General features: G+C 54.2%; 3 protein-coding genes. All 3 read left to right on the top strand.

All coding sequences use genetic code 11. From position 1 onward, the window contains the following. The first annotated feature begins 181 nt into the window (after positions 1–181). Entirely contained in the window at positions 182–502 is a 321-nt protein-coding gene (locus Q1K23_RS08990) for a DUF134 domain-containing protein (protein WP_300363979.1), read from the top strand. Further along, positions 468–839: a NifB/NifX family molybdenum-iron cluster-binding protein gene (locus tag Q1K23_RS08985; protein ID WP_300363978.1), complete on the top strand. Its 372-nt coding sequence runs from the start codon at positions 468–470 to the stop codon at positions 837–839. The genes Q1K23_RS08990 and Q1K23_RS08985 overlap by 35 nt, the downstream gene beginning before the upstream one ends. Then, on the top strand, positions 836–1096 hold a 261-nt coding region (locus Q1K23_RS08980), incomplete at its 3' end, for a hypothetical protein (protein ID WP_300363977.1). The genes Q1K23_RS08985 and Q1K23_RS08980, both read left to right, overlap by 4 nt.

Below are 1096 nucleotides of genomic sequence, written 5' to 3'. Positions count from 1 at the left end.
AAAGATTAAACATTGACGAAATAACTGGATAGTTAGTCCGCTTTATGATTTGCATTATAGGCTTTTAAAGCGAATGATATGACGATTTGGCTGAAAATGTCAAGGGTTGACAAAATGGACATATGTGCATTATAATGCGAAAAGAATATGATCATATTCCCAAAATACAAAGGAGTCGCCCATGAACGGACGGGGCAGGAAGCGGCAGAAACGGCAGATCGGATTCGAGCCGGAGACCGTCTGCTACAAGCCGTGCGGCAAGCGCGGGTCGATGCTCGAACGCGTCGTCCTGGGGCACGACGAACTCGAAGCCCTGAGACTCGCCGATTTCGAGGGGCTCTATCAGGAAGCGTGTGCGGAGCGGATGGGTATATCCCGATCCACCTTTTCCCGCATCCTCCAGAGTGCCCACAAAAAGGTGGCCGACGCATTGTTGCACGGCAAGATACTGATGATAAAGGAAGAAGATGAAAAAACGTATCGTGGCGATCGTGACGGCTAACGAAAGAACGGTTTCACGCCACATCGCCCTGGCCAAAAAGATCGTTTTCTACCGGTTGCCGGAAGGCGAAAAGATGGAGACGGCGGAAAACCCCGTGTTGCGGCGCATCCGTGACGAGGGAATCGAGCTGGGCAAGATGAACGAAGGTGCGAGGCACCTGGGGACGGGACGCATCATCCCCGAGTTTCTCGCGAAAAAAGGGGCCGACATCTTCGTCGCCGCCACGATCGGCGAAGGGATGCGGCAGAATCTGCTGGAGGCGGGTATCCGGCCCGTCGAGGCGACAGGAAGTATCGAAGAGATACTCGAAAAATTGAAAAAAGGAGATATGTCATGAGAAAAGGATTTGGACAAAACGGAAACGGAAGGTGCGGTTTCGGCCGCGGTATGGGCCGGGGAGCCGGAAGAGGTTTCGGCGGAAATTTCCAAGGCGCCGGAAAAGGCCTTCGCCGCCGCATGAACGGTACTTTCGGAGACGAAACATTTGCCGACATCGAACCTGAATTCCCCGGACGTTTCGAAGAGAGGGGTCCGGGTATGGGAAGAGGCATGGGCCGCGGGTTCGCCAAAGGCGGAGGTTTCGGCCGGCGTTTC

Origin of the sequence: Hydrogenimonas sp. (assembly GCF_029933015.1) — a bacterium.
Taxonomy (GTDB): Bacteria; Campylobacterota; Campylobacteria; order Campylobacterales; family Hydrogenimonadaceae; genus Hydrogenimonas.
Note: the sequence above shows the minus strand (reverse complement) of the source record. Positions and strands in the feature narration are given on the sequence as shown.

Excerpts from the sequence above, each read along its gene's own strand:
- Q1K23_RS08985 (WP_300363978.1), top strand. The coding sequence starts at position 468 with ATGAAAAAACGTATCGTGGCGATCGTGACGGCTAACGAAAGAACGGTT.
- Q1K23_RS08990 (WP_300363979.1), top strand. The coding sequence starts at position 182 with ATGAACGGACGGGGCAGGAAGCGGCAGAAACGGCAGATCGGATTCGAG.